Raw genomic sequence first — 13,283 nt, 5'->3', positions numbered from 1 at the left:
GCGGCTGTTGAGTGCTGCGGCGGCGGCGCTTCATCGTCATCAGACTTCCTCCGTGATCGTGGTGCGCCGCTATGATACACTACGCTCGCAATCGATGGGATAGGAATGCGCGGCGGGTCGAGTTTTTCAACGGGCTGTTAGGGGGGGTATCTCCGGGGTAGAGCATTTCCCCATAGTCTCCGTCAAGGATCACGGTAACGATGCAATTAAGAATTATCATCTCATTGGTGTTGATCATTTTGCTAGCTCAAGGCATAGCATTTTGGCGGACATGGCGCGTAGAGAAGGACGGCAGTGGTGATTTCACTACCATCCAACCTGCACTTGATGCATCAGCGCCCGGTGACACAGTCCTGATAGGGCCCGGACGCTACACAGAAACTGATACTGTGATTGTGCCTGGCTGGACTGAAGAGGTGTACGCGGCCGTTTGGAACGATTCCATAAGTGAATTCACCGAGGTAAAAGCCTAACACCGGCTTTCAGCAGTTCCTGCAGTGGGTGGGACTTGGAGCGATCGCCCTGGCGAACGCCGTCGCCCATCGGAAGCGCGCCGCCTAACGGGCCGAGCCGTCCAGCTGAACGTCGACCACGACCATCGTCAGATCGTCGTCCAGCGATTCGTAGCGCCCGCGGCCCGCCCAGTCGTTGATGGCCGCCAGCAGCGCATCGGCCAAGTTCTCGGCCGGAAGTTCTCTGTTCCGCGCCAGGAAGTCGTGCAGGGAATCCTCTCCGAATTCCTCACCACCCGGGGTGGTCGCCTCGAGGATGCCGTCGGTATAGAGCAGCAATCGATCACCTGTTGCCAGGGGCCTCTCGACGCTGCTGTACGTCGCACTCGGGAACTGCCCCAGGATGAGGCCGTTTTGTTGCAGGCTGATGAACTGATCGCCGTCTTTCTGTTGGATTATCAAGGGTGGGTGACCGGCACCCGAGTAGCGCAAGGTTCCTGTCTCCATGTCGATGAATGTACAGCTCGCGGTGACGAACTGCTGATCGAGTTGTCCGGTTAAAATCCTGTTCATGCCGTGAAGGACACGTTCGGGCCTTTCGATGTCGTCGATCTGGGCTCTAAAAGCTCCCTTGACCATCGAAGCGATCAATGCCGCCGGGACGCCGTGTCCTGAAACGTCGGCAATCAGGATTCCCTGACGGCAATCATCCACTTGTACGAAGTCGTAGATGTCACCCGCGACGTCGTTCATCGGTACGTAACGAGCAGCCATTGAAATACCGGATATCCGCGGAGCCTGCCTCGGCAGAAGCGAAGCCTGGATCTGCCGTGCGGTCGCCAGTTCCTGATTGATCGAGGCCAGGCGGCGCTCATTGGTGAACATGCGAACCGCGATGAGGCGCCCCAGGGTCAGATACAAGATGAGCACGCCGATCCATTCGACATCGTAAGGAATCGACACGAGGCCCAAGGACCGCAGGTTCTCCAGGACGAAGAAGATGAGACTGGCGCAGAAACCCGCGATGAGGCCCTGCTGGCGGGTTTGTTGGCGCAGATCGGGATGCAGCGCGTTGGCGATGACCGTCACGGCCCCGATGATGATCATCACGTTGAAAACCGGCAGCAACAGATCTCGATCCGGATTCACCAGCAGCGCCAGCGAAGCCACGCACGAGAACGCCAGGCTGACATAGGCGAGACCACGCAGTGACGAGCGCCAGCCCGGCCCCAGGTAGGCCAGAGCGAAACCGAAAGCTGCCGAAGCGCCGAAATAGGCAAAGCTCCTCGCCAGACCTTGCAGGGCCTGCGGCTCTTCGGTCAAAAGCAGAGGAACCAGTTGTGTGTAGAGAAGGAAGCGGATACCCCACACGCACGACATGGCGCCGAACAGGAAAATGGACGCGTCCCGACTTGCCGAACGCAGAACCGTCAGCAGCAACGTGATCAGGCCGATTGCAACGAAGACGAGGCCCAGAACCAGGTAACCCATGTCCCCTCCGAGCAGGACATACTCACCGGATGAAACGGGTCCGATAGCGCCATCTTGCTCGCCGGAATCCGATGGGATGACGGAATCGACGGTCTGGTTGATCTCCGGATTCCGGGCTTCGGCCCGTGCCTCGGAGATCCCTGCAACGAGGCACGACAAGGCAAGGGCGACGATGAGGCCCTGGATTCGGCTGACCATCGTTCGGCCGGTCGAAAATCCGCGGGGAGAGCTCAGGTCAACTCGGCAACGGCATTGATCTGCGCATACCGGACAGGCGTCAGGAGGTGGCGAATTCGCGGTCGTCGGGATCAAACGTCGCATGACTGCAGCCTATCACCGATTCCGAATCCGGGCAATGACGGGGAGATCCTTCGACCCCGATAGCTACGCGATCCGCGGCTGGTCCCGGCTGCCGCGATGACAGTCACGGGGACTACATATCAGGCCGGGACGATCGGGGCGAGCCTCCTGCCAGGGCCGCGGGCGAGGCGATGAGACCGATACTGTCCACCCGCCGCAGTTCTGCACAGCCGCGGCAGGGCAGGGTGGAGCCGTCCACGTTCAGGGAGAAGGTGCCACCGTCTTCGCGGATTAAATCCAGCCGTCCCCGCACGACGTGATGCTCCAGCCCCCAGCGCCCGGGATCGCGCAGGATCTCGCCGCTGCGGGCGCGCAGGGCCTGGCTGGGCAATCGCAGGAGCCCGATGTCCCGCAGGCCGAAGAGATGAAAGCGTCCGGAGCCCAGGGGGTCGTCGGAATAGGCCATGTCCGGTCCGAGATAGCCGTTGACGATTATCAGGGCCTGGTAGCGGCCGCTCGCCGCCTCCTCGCCGTCCACCCTCAGGCGCCAGCGGGCGCGCGCGAAGGGCCCCTTGATCAGCTTTTCGCCCAAAGCGAGGGTCATGCCCGTCGTGAAGGGGCCCAGGTCGCCGAAGGCCTGGCTGAGGACGCCCTTGTACCATTTCATGAAGCGGTTCTCCGTGAAATGCGGGATGCGTCCGAAGATCTCCGCGCCGCCGTAGCCGACGAAGTGTCGTGGGCGACCGATCGGATCCGCGCCGTCGCGCGCCGAGAGCACATCGCAGGGCATGAGGCGCCGGGCGCTGATCGCCTCGACGAAGACGTCCACCGCCGCCTCTATCTCGTCGGGCATGCCCAGCACCTTGCCCAGCAGGTCGGCGGATCCCTTGCGCAGGAAGCCCAGCTCGACCTCGCCCAAGGGCACGCCGGAGTCGCAGCAGCCCTCGAGCACGGCATTGAAGGTACCCGAGCCGCCGGCCGAGATCAGCAGACGTCCGCCGGCGGCCAGGAGCGCGCCGGCCTTGGCCCGCGCTTCCGCGTGGCTGTCGCACACATGCAGGGCCAGGTCCGCGCAGCCGCGTTCGGCGAAGAGCGGCTGGATGCGCTCGACCTTGCTCCAGTCGCTGATCGAGCCCGATATCGTCGTGGCGATGACGTCGATGTGCCTGCTCATGTCGCTTCCTCTCCCGTGTCCACGCGGACCCTGTCGATCAGGCTCCGGGCCTCATCCCTGATCGCTGTCTGTTCGCGCTCCCCGTCCAGCACGAAGGCCGACAGATCCGGTTTATCATTCAGCGCGCGCACGACCAGCTTGTAGGCCTCGCGCAGGCGGCCCAGCTTCTCCTCGTTTTCGTGCACCTGCATCTTCTCGCCGCGGCCGAGGATGCGCTTCATCGAGGTGGCGGGCGCCACGTCCAGAAAGATCACGGCGTCCGGGCGATGCAGACGCGTCAGGCCGAGCCGCTTCATCGCCTTGAGTTCCGGAAACTCCCCATAGAGCGGATCGTTGGGTTGGCCGCCGCCGGAGAGGATCTCCATCGCCCGCGCGCAGAAGTCCTGGCTCATGAGCTCGTCGCGATAGAGTGCCGACCAGGCGGTCATGTTGAGCAGGGGTGAGCCGTCCATGAAGACGATGTCGGGGCCGTACCAGCGCCGCGCTTCGCCCAGCAGGGCGTCGCGCAGCAGCAACTCGCTGATCTTCGGGATCTTGTACCGCGCCAGCGAGCGGGCGTCCCTGGCCTGGGCGCTCAGCCATCGCCGCACCTTTTCCTTGAGCAGCGGCTGCACCCGACGCGGGGCGCCACCGCTGAAAAGCAGGAGCTCATCGCCGATGAGGCATGTGATCTCCTGGTTGGAATAATACTCGGCCAGGAGGCGCGAGATCGTGCTCTTGCCCGAGCCGTCGATGCCCAGGAGGGCGACGACGAAGGCAGGCCGCTTCGCCGTCCGGCGCCGGTGTCGCGCCGCAGTCTCCGAACAGCCCAGGGCGGCCACACTCTCCTGCAGGCCGAGCGTGATATCCTCGGCGCTCCCGCTCACGATCTGGGGAGGACCGATGCTCACGCGCTGCCAGACGGGCAGTGGCATGGCCGTCTCGCGCGGCAGGGCACGCTCGCCGCCCAGGATGAAGGCGGGCAATAGCGGCGTGCCCGGTCTCTTGGCCATGAGGCGGCCGACGCCGGTGTGAAAGCGGCCCAGCACGCCCGCCTCGCCCCGCGTTCCCTCCGGGAAGATGATCACGCTCTCACCCGCATCCACGATCTCACGCATGCGCGTCAGGACGTCGCCGCCCCTGGTCTCGCGGTCGATCCAGACGGGGCGAAAGAGCCAGTCCAGAAAGGCGAAAAGCCGCTTGTGACGGGCGAAGTAGTCGTGGGCGGCGACAACGTGGATATCCCCCAGCAGGCGCAGCGGCAGCGCGCTGCAGAGCATGAGGATGTCCAGGTGGCTGTTATGGTTCGCGGCCAGGACGAAAGGGCCGCGAGCAGGCAGGTTTTCCGTACCGCGAACGCTGAGGCCGAAGACGAGGTGCAGGAGCGGCCGGAGCAGCAACAGGTGGAAGAGGAGGCGCGGCAGCCTGCGCAGTCTATGCGCCATGGCCCAGCACCAGCTCGTCGAACTTCATGATCCAGCGCAGGTAGTGGAAGACGATCGGTGCCGCGAAAAGGTAGGCTGCCAGTGCGTCCAGCACGCGGCCGCGGCCGGGCTCCAGGTTGCCCGCGTCGATACCCAGGTCCCGCTCGATCATGGCGACCGTGCGCTCTCCCATCTGTACGAGCACCGGGATCAGCACGCCGACGAAGATCGCCGGTCCGCAGGGCACGCCGGTCCAGGGCCGCAACAGCAGGGAGAGACCGACGACGGCGGGCAGGCCGATCAGAAGTCCGGGCAGCCGCCCCCAGCGCGAACAGCGGGTCGACACGAACTTGCAGAACGCGACCGGGAGCAGAAGCAGAAGCGCGAGCCAGGAGGAGTAGTAGGCGAGGTAGGCCAGGTGGCCGAGGCAATAGACGAAGAAGAAAAGGCCGAAGTCGATAATGCCGATGGAGAGCAGGCTGCCCCGGCCGTCCTCGTCGAAAACCGTGACGAGATATGGAATCACTATGAAGGCGTAGACAGGGATCGAGATGATGAAGAACCCGTACCAGCCGATCTGCACGAGGTAGATCATGAAGGGGATCGAGAGGTAGGCGCCCAGCACGCCGAGGCGGTCTTCCGGGCGGAGGTCGACCAGGGAGAAGTACTCGCGCAGGGCCCGGAAGGAGATGAAGGCCAGCAGCCAGACGGCCGGCGTGAAGGAGACGAAGTCGGCGACGGCGAAGACGAGCAGGAAGGCCCAGAGATAGCGCAGGTAACCGGGTGGCCGCAGACGCCCGCGGCTCAGGCGGACGAAAAGCAGGAGGACGCTCAGGCTCATCAGCATGACCAGCGGGGTGAATTCCCGCCAGCCGAGTCGGGCCCATTCGACGCTCGAAAGATGTTCCGGCACGGCGACCTCGCTTTCTCGGGGCGAGGGAACGTGAAGGACGCGTTCCCTATGGACAGCTGTCTCCCTTCACCTGCGGCCGACCGACTCCCTTACCACCGCCTCCGCCACGCCGAACGCCGCCACATCCGTGTAGAAGTACCCCGTGGCGTCGATCCCCTTCTCCCGCACGCAATCCAGCGCCGCCGCGACCACCGGCACCCGCCGCAGCCCCGGCGCGACCACGAACATGAACAGCCACACGCAGGCCACGCCGGCCAGCAGGCGTCCCCAGCGGGCCGCGGCGGACCGCGCGCCCGAGCGGGAACTGCGACAGCCCATCCCCCGTCCCATCAGATCTTCTCCGTGATGTGCGGAAAGACCTTGTAGAACGCCAGCCAGGCGATCAGCAGCGTCAGCAACAGGTTGAAGCCCTGGGTGCCCGCGTACAGGATCAGCGGCTTGCCGCCCCTGAACTGGTCCGCCAGCTCGCGGAAGTTGGTGGCCAGCCCGATGCTCACGAACGCCAGGCAGAACAGCCAGCCGCGCAGCAGCTTGGTGCCGCCGCGGATGACGCCGTGGTCGATCAGGGTGTACCCCGCGTCGTCCCCCATCAGGCCGTAGATGATCGAGAAGACGATCGAGACGCCGACGAAGCCGAGCACGAACTTGGGGAAGCGGTACCAGATCTCCATCTTGCCGACCGCGACGCCGGAGCGGCGCTCCACCCGCATGGTCCAGTACAGGGCCACGCCGAAGGCGACCACGCCGATCATGACGTTCTGGATCATCTTGATGGTGGCCGAGGTGTAGAGGGCCTTCTCCCCCAGAAACGCGCCCGCGGCCGCCACGGCGCCGGTGGCGTCGATGGTGCCGCCCATCCAGGCGCCGCCGAGCACCTGGCCCATGCCCACCGCCTTGATGAACGCCGGCATGCCGATCATCATCAACGAGGTGAAGATCAAGGAGAGGCCCACGGCCAGGGTCAGCTCCTCCTTCTTGGCGCGGCAGGCCGCGGCCGTGGCGATGGCTGCCGACACGCCGCAGACCGAGGCCGCGGCGCAGATGGTCACGTTCAGGGTCTTGCTGGGCATCTTGAGCCAGCGGTCGCCGATGATGAAACCGAAGATCAGCACGACCGGCGTCACCAGCCAGGCCACGAAGATGCCGGGGATGCCGATGGTGACGATCTTGCCGAACAGGATCTCCGCGCCCAGCAGCACCAGACCGGCCTTGATGAAGAACTCGGTCTGCACCGCGGGTACGACCCAGCGGGGCGTGCCCACCGTGTTGCTGATCAGCATGCCGAAGAGGATCGCCCAGGCCGCGTACCCGATGCCGTATTCCCTCATCAGAGCCTGTTGGGAGGCCATGTAGGCCAGCACGGCGATCGCGAAGACGAACGGGAAGCCCCGGCAGAACCGCCATATCGAGCCGCCCATGCAACGGATGCCGACGCCGAACAGAAGCGCCAGAAACGCGCACACCGCGGCGAGGCCCGGCAGCAGGTTGTGGGCCGCGACCTTGGTTCCCTTCGCAGCGCTCGCCGCGGCCGACCTGGCTTCGCGCCAGTCCGCGATCTTCGTCCGGGCGGCCTCGTTCAGGGACGCATCCGCGTAGCCCGCCTCGCGGGCGACGGTCTCCGCCGTTTGCGCCGCCTCCCTGGCGGCGGCCGCCGCTGCCGCTCTCCGGGCGGACTTCGCCGCCGCGCCGGCTCTCTGCGCCGCGGCGCGGGCGTCGTCGCTGATCAGGCTGTGCAGGGGATCGGCCCGCCAGCCGTGGGGAGTCGCCAGGAGCCGGGTGAGCGTCTTGCCGTGGGGCTCGCCGGTCCCCTTCAGCCCGGCCTTGGCGTCGAGGGCCTCGTACCAGGCCACCGTCCGCAACGGGGACGCCGCCTCCTCGCTCCGCAGGGTCGCGTTGGCCGTGGCGAGCGACGCGTCCATGCCGGCCGGCGGACGGGGCAGGTAGACGATCAGGGAGGCGGCGATCAGGGCCAATCCCAGCCAGATCGCCCAGTAGTCCTCCGTGCGGAAGAGCTCGGACCAGCCCCGCTGATCCGTCGGATCCGCAGTGTCGGCCGTGTCCGTTCGCCCACGATCCCTGTCAGTCACGCCACGCCTCCTCTATGCTCGACTAAAGCCGCCTCCGGCAGCCAGAGGGTGAAACTGGTCCACTCCCCGAATTCGCTCTCGACGCGGATGTCGCCCCCGAGCCTGCCCATGATGTCGTGGACGATCGCCAGGCCCAGCCCGGTCCCCTTGCCGACAGGCTTCGAGGTCTGGAACAGATCGAAGATCTTGTCCAGCGCCTCGGCCGGGATGCCGACGCCGTCGTCCCGCACGGCGACGGTGACGCCGTCCCTGTCCCGTCGCGTGGTGAGCGTTATCGAGCCGCCGTCGCGGCTCTTCTCCTCGATGGCGTCGCAGGCGTTCTTCAGCAGGTTAACCAGGACCTGTTGCAGGAGCGTGGGATCGGTGGAGATGCTTTGGAGTTCCGGCGCGTATTCGCGCTTGATCACCGCGCCGGCGTTCCTGATCTCGGGCATCAGCAGATCGAGGCATTGGTCCACCAGCGCGTTCACGTCCACCGGCACGCGGCCCGATTCCGACTTGCGCGTGAATCCCAGCAGGCTGTGGGTGATGCTGGAGCAGCGCTTTACCTGGTGCCGCAGCTTGGTCGCCGCCTTCTCGAGCATGTCCCGGCTGGCGGGATGCAGCTTGTCGCCCTCCTCCTCGAGCGTGTCGGACAGGACGCCCGCGATCGATTCCATCACGGCCAGCGGGTTGTTGATCTCGTGCGCCACGCCCGCGGCCATCTTGCCGATGGCGGCCAGGCGGTCCGACCGCACCAGATCGTCCTGCAGGCGACGGCGGCGGGTGATGTCGCGGCAGATCCCGATCACCTCGTGTGCGGGGCCCACGCTCTCGTCGATGGTCGTCAGGGAGACGTTGCAGAGGATGGCCTCGCCGTCCCGGCGGACGAAGGGCATCTCGTACTGTTCGGCGTGCCCCTCGGCGAGCGTCTGCGCGAAGAGCGCGTGGAATTCTTCGGCATGGCGGCAGAAATCCGCCACCAGCCGCCCCATGACCTCGTCGGCCGCATAGCCGAGGGCCCGTTCGGCGCCCTTGTTGAAGGAGGTCAGCCGGCCGTTCGTGTCGGCCAGGAAGATCAGGTCGCGGCTGTTGTCGAGCACGCCCTTCAGCAGCTGCCGCGCCTCGCTCAGCTCCTCGCTGCGCAGGGCCAGCTTGCGCTCGCTCTCGGCCAACTCCGAGGTGTCCTCGATCAGGTTGAAGAGCCCCACCACCTCGTCGTCGACGTGCACGGGGAACAGGGTGGCCCGGTAGTGCATGTCCTCGCCGGCCAGGTCCATGGTGCCCTGGTGCTGGGCGCTCTGGCCGGTCTGCAGGACGCGCCGTTCGACCTCGTGCATCTCGGCGGCGGCGAGCTCGGGCAGCACCGAGCGCATGGTCTGCCCCACCACGTCGCGCTCCTCCAGCCCCAGGGTCTTGAGCATGAAGCTGTTGGCCACCCGGATGCGGTGGTTCGCGTCGGTCATGTAGATCATCAGCGGTGCGGTGTCGATGAACTGCCCGAGGCGTTCGCGCGTGACCTTCAGCCGCTCCTCGGTCTGCATGCGGTCGGTGATGTCCAGGACCGTCTCCACCACGCCGAGCACGTTGCCCTCGTCGTCGCGGATGGGCGCGGCGCGCACCGAGGCGAAGCGCTCGCCCTTGTCCGGATCCACCTTGCTGACTACCGTCGAGACGCTGTGGCCGGCCTGCAGGGAAGCGTTGTGGGGACAGCCGTCGACGCTGATGTCGCAGGGGCCGCGTGTGATCATCTCCACGTCGTAGCAGTAGTGGCCCACCACGTTCTCGAGACGCTGTCGATTGTTCTCCAGGAAGGTGCGGTTGGCCAGCTGCACCACGTAGTCGGTGCCGATCACGAGGATCTCGAAGGGCAGGCTGTCCAGGATGTTCTGCAGGCGGTTGCGTTCGGCGAGGACGCGTTCCTCGCTCTTGCGGCGCAGGCGATGGCTCTCCTCGGCGAAGGAGAAGAGATCCCAGAAGAAACGCGAGGCGTAGTGATCCACGAAGTGGATGTGCGTCGGCAGCGTGCGCGTGATCTCGTCGCGCACCTCGGGATCGCCGGTCAGCTCCACCAGTAGATCGATCTGCTCCATGTGCAGGATGTCCCGGAAGTCGGAGGTGACCATGTCCACGCCGATCTCGCGGGCGTAGCTCATGCCGGCGGAATCGGGATCGGGATCGGCCACGCCGACCACCTTCAGGCCGAAGCGGCGCGAGCCGACGTGAATCATGCGCAGGAAATCGTGGCAGGCCTTGCCGCCGCCGACGATCGCAACCCGCGTCTCAGTCGCGTTCATACTTGCGACGCAACTCCTCACCCCGGGCCAGGATTTCCTGGGACGTGTGCCCCGGCGACATCGCCTGCTCCATCTCCGCGTCGTAGGCCTCCTGCTGGCACTGTTCGCGACGCTCGCGAGCCTCCTGGATCTGCACGAGCAGCTCCTCGTAGTCGTAGGGTTTGAGCAGGTAGCGGAAGGCCATCAGGCGCCCGGCTGCCAGCGCCGAATCCGTGGAGCCGTGCCCGGTCAGCACGATCGCCTCGAGGGAGGGTTGGATGTCGCGGATCTTCTCCAGCAGCTCGATGCCGTCCATGTGCGGCATCTTCAGGTCGAGGATGGCCACGTCGAAGGTCTGACCGCCGATGGACCTGAGGGCCTCGTGACCGCTGTTGGCGGCCGCTACCGTGAATCCCTGTTTCAGGAGCCGGTGGGCCAGGAAATCGACCAGATCGGTTTCGTCGTCCACCAGCAGGATGCGGATGGGCCTGTCCTGCGCTCGAGCCATGGCGCGTCCGTCCCGGTCGGGGATGATGCGTTGTTCGCCGGCGGGAACGGCACCGGCCGCTCCCTGTCGAGAATGATGCGATCCTCTCGCGCGCGATGTCAAGAACGCAGTCGGCGAGGTTCGCCGGCAAGAGAAACGGCGCCGGGGGACGCCGTTTCCGGTTTCTCGTCTGTCGCCGTGCCGCCCGGGTAAAGCCGCGACCGGATCAGCCGATCAACTCCCGCACCTTCGCGAGCAGAGCCACGCGATCGACGGGCTTCTCGAAGAATCCCTCCGGATTCTCGACCTGCTTGGTGCGCTCGATGAAGGTCTTGAACTCCTTCGCGACGCCGGTGATCATGATCACGGGGATCTCGTCGGTCGCGGGATCCTTCTGCAGGTTGCGGAACATCCTGACCCCGGACTGATTGTCCATGGTGATGTCCAGGGTGATCAGGTCGATCCCGCCCGCGCGCGCCTTCGCGAAGCCCTCCTCCCCGTCCACGGCGGTGTCGGTGGCATAGCCGTTGTCCTCGAAGAAGGTGGTCAACCAGGTGCGCACGTCGGACTCGTCGTCCACGATCAGGATCTTCTTCGCGTCTGCCATGTCCGCCTTCCTTCACCCCGGAAACGCGGGGCGCTCGAGTCGAGGGATCACCGGAGCCCGGCCGGCGGCTCCGAAAATATGCCCGTGGTCTGCTAGGTGATTATAAGCGGGCCGACCCGCCCGCGTCCAGGCATGTGAAAGGAAAGATTCGATCATTCGGGCTCGTGCAGCGCCTCGTCCCAGGCCGATTCCCGCGACGCCTCGGCGTCCGCGGTCGCCTCCCCGTCCGGGTCCGGGTCCGGGTCCGCCGCCGACCGCCGGCGCGGTATCGCGATGACGAAGCTTGTGCCGCGGTCCAGTTCGGAGTCCAGCTCGATGCGGCCGCCGTGGGCCTGGACGATCTTGTTGGCGATGAACAGGCCGAGTCCCGTGCCGCCCGAACCCTTGGACGAGAAGAAGAGGGTGAACGCCTTGTCCCGGACGTCCTCGGCCATGCCGATGCCGTTGTCCGTCAGGGCGAAGCGGACCTCGCCCGCGTCGCCGTCGACGCTGAGCGTGACCGCGTGGTCCTGTTTCCGCTTGTCCACCCGGCAAGCGTCGAAGGAGTTGTCGATCATGTTGACGAGCATCGAGCGAAGGGCCTGGCGATCGACCTCGAAGCGATCGTCGTCCAGCGAGATCTCCGTGCCGAAGGCGATGCCGTGGTGGTCGGCCTTGGCCTGCAGGACGCTGCAGACCTCCTCGATCACGTCCGCGACCGACACGTCCTGCCAGTCGGGTTCCCGGTCCTTGGCATAGTAGAGGATGTCGAGCACGGTGCTGCGGATGCGCTCGACGTTGCGCTCGACCATCTCCCAGCCCGTCTCGACACGCTTCTGGTCGTCCTTCTTCAGGCCGCTGTTGACGAGATACATGCCGCCGTCCATGCCGTTGAGCAGCCCCTTCAGGTCGTGCGAGATGGAGCTGATGATCATGCCCACCGACGAGAGCTTGGACTGCAGCTCGCGGATCTGGGTGATGTCCACGCTCATCTCGATGACGCTGTCGATCTCGCCGTCCGGGCCGGTGAGCGGCGCGGTCGTGACCATCACGTTCATCCTCTCGCCGTCGCGACGCGTCACCACCTCCTCGTGCACGTAGGTCCCGCCGTCAGCCAGCGTCTGGCGCACGATGCAGGGCGAGCATTCCTCGCTGCGATGCTTGTAGACCTCGTAGCACTTGCAGCCGTAGAAGGTCCCGAACGCCTCGCGGTGCAGGCGGTTGGCCTCCACGATGCGCAGATCGGGATCCTGGATGGAGATGAAGCAGGGCACGTCCTCGAAGAGCGCGTGGTAGCGCCGCTTGCTCGAGCGGAGCTGGTCCTGCAGCTGCTTGATCTCGGTGATGTTGGCGGACATCTCCATCACTGACGTGATGTCGCCGGCGGCGTCGCGCAGGGGCGTGGTGTAGACAAGGACGGACACGTCGCGCCCGTCCAGGGTCCGTACCAGCTGCTCGCTGCGGTGGCGGCGCCCGTCGAGGAAGGTCCGCTCGACGGGACAGTCCTCGCACTTCTCCGGCCGTCGCTTGTAGACCTGATAGCAGTAGCGCCCGGTGGGATCGCCGAAATTCCTGATGAACCTCTCGTTGGCGTCGACGATCTTCAGGTCGCGGTCCTGCACCGAGAGATAGCAGGGCATGGAGTCGAAGTAGTTCTTGTAGGTCTCTTCCATTCCCACCACCTCTTCCCCCGGCAAGCCGTCCCGGTTCTAGTGCGGCACGTTCAGCGCCTTGCGGATGTTGAACAGCAGGCCCTGCTCGGTGATTGGCTTGTCCAGGTAGCCCTCCGGCGAGCGCACGTCGCGATCGTAGATCAAGCGCCGCAGTTCCGGCTGGCCGGTGATGATGAAGATCGGCAACTGCCCCAGTTCCGGATCTCTGCGCATCCGCTCGAAGACCTCGCTGCCGGAGGTTCCCGGCATGCTGAGGTCGAGGGTCATCAGGTCCGGCATCTCCCGGCGCGCGGTCTCCATGGCCTCCTCGCCGCTGTGGGCCTGGAGCACGCGGGCGCCGTGATCCTCGAGGATCGCCGAGGCGAAAGTGACGAAATCCGGCTCGTCGTCGGTCACCAGGATGGTGTAGCCGTCCAGGCTGCCCCGCGGCGCGGCGTCGGCCGCGGCGACCGGCGCCGAGAT

General features: G+C 65.7%; 11 protein-coding genes. All 11 read right to left on the bottom strand.

Annotated features, from left to right (window positions below):
- Positions 1 to 557 precede the first annotated feature (557 nt).
- The gene (locus KJ554_12050; GenBank protein ID MBU0743064.1) at positions 558 to 2,141 is read right to left on the bottom strand and encodes a PP2C family protein-serine/threonine phosphatase; all 1,584 of its coding nucleotides are present in this window, start codon (positions 2,139 to 2,141) and stop codon (positions 558 to 560) included.
- 235 nt (positions 2,142 to 2,376) lie between these two features.
- Entirely contained in the window at positions 2,377 to 3,417 is a 1,041-nt protein-coding gene (locus KJ554_12045) for a hypothetical protein (protein MBU0743063.1), read from the bottom strand.
- Entirely contained in the window at positions 3,414 to 4,841 is a 1,428-nt protein-coding gene (locus KJ554_12040; protein MBU0743062.1) for a 1-acyl-sn-glycerol-3-phosphate acyltransferase, read from the bottom strand. The genes KJ554_12045 and KJ554_12040 overlap by 4 nt, the downstream gene beginning before the upstream one ends.
- The gene (locus tag KJ554_12035; protein ID MBU0743061.1) at positions 4,831 to 5,733 is read right to left on the bottom strand and encodes a phosphatidate cytidylyltransferase; all 903 of its coding nucleotides are present in this window, start codon (positions 5,731 to 5,733) and stop codon (positions 4,831 to 4,833) included. The genes KJ554_12040 and KJ554_12035 overlap by 11 nt, the downstream gene beginning before the upstream one ends.
- Positions 5,734 to 5,799: 66 nt before the next feature.
- Positions 5,800 to 6,051: a hypothetical protein gene (locus KJ554_12030; GenBank protein ID MBU0743060.1), complete on the bottom strand. Its 252-nt coding sequence runs from the start codon at positions 6,049 to 6,051 to the stop codon at positions 5,800 to 5,802.
- Between the two features lie 11 nt (positions 6,052 to 6,062).
- The gene (locus KJ554_12025; protein MBU0743059.1) at positions 6,063 to 7,820 is read right to left on the bottom strand and encodes a YeiH family protein; all 1,758 of its coding nucleotides are present in this window, start codon (positions 7,818 to 7,820) and stop codon (positions 6,063 to 6,065) included.
- Positions 7,817 to 10,096, bottom strand: coding sequence for a PAS domain-containing protein (locus KJ554_12020; GenBank protein MBU0743058.1), 2,280 nt, complete (start codon positions 10,094 to 10,096; stop codon positions 7,817 to 7,819). Before KJ554_12020 ends, KJ554_12025 begins: the two co-directional genes overlap by 4 nt.
- On the bottom strand, positions 10,083 to 10,583 hold the full coding sequence (locus KJ554_12015) for a response regulator (protein MBU0743057.1): 501 nt from the start codon (positions 10,581 to 10,583) through the stop codon (positions 10,083 to 10,085). The genes KJ554_12020 and KJ554_12015 overlap by 14 nt, the downstream gene beginning before the upstream one ends.
- A 205-nt stretch (positions 10,584 to 10,788) precedes the next feature.
- Complete coding sequence (locus KJ554_12010; protein MBU0743056.1) at positions 10,789 to 11,169, bottom strand: response regulator; 381 nt, start codon at positions 11,167 to 11,169, stop codon at positions 10,789 to 10,791.
- 152 nt (positions 11,170 to 11,321) lie between these two features.
- Complete coding sequence (locus tag KJ554_12005) at positions 11,322 to 12,821, bottom strand: PAS domain-containing sensor histidine kinase (GenBank protein ID MBU0743055.1); 1,500 nt, start codon at positions 12,819 to 12,821, stop codon at positions 11,322 to 11,324.
- A gap of 36 nt (positions 12,822 to 12,857) precedes the next feature.
- The coding region (locus KJ554_12000; GenBank protein MBU0743054.1) for a response regulator at positions 12,858 to 13,283 on the bottom strand (426 nt) is incomplete at its 5' end.

Source organism: bacterium (genome assembly GCA_018814885.1).
Taxonomy (GTDB): Bacteria; Krumholzibacteriota; Krumholzibacteriia; order LZORAL124-64-63; family LZORAL124-64-63; genus JAHIYU01.
Note: the sequence above shows the minus strand (reverse complement) of the source record. Positions and strands in the feature narration are given on the sequence as shown.